Annotated in this window: 1 pseudogene; it reads right to left on the reverse strand. The window is 39.3% G+C overall.

Annotated elements, in window-relative coordinates:
* Positions 1 to 148: pseudogene (locus ACYQ2O_RS13695) on the reverse strand (IS3 family transposase); the annotation flags it as partial.
* Between the last annotated feature and the right edge of the window lie 104 nt (positions 149 to 252).

A 252-nucleotide genomic window follows, 5' to 3' on the forward strand; every position in this document is an offset into this window, starting at 1 on the left:
CTATTTCGTCTTTCATGTGTCCAAAGAAGGATTCTTGGGGAGCGTTATCCCAACAGTTTCCTCTTCGTGACATAGATTGACGCAGTTCTTTATCCGCGAGTAATTTTTGAAATTTTATACTTGTATACTCAAGTTTCGCACCCTGATCAAACCTTGGAAAGCCTATCGGCTTAAGGTTAATCAACTAAATCAAACAGTGATGTGTGACGGATTGGACTCACTTCCAGCTAAAATTTCTTTAAATGAAGTCGG

The organism is Alkalibacterium sp. m-11, from assembly GCF_054658155.1.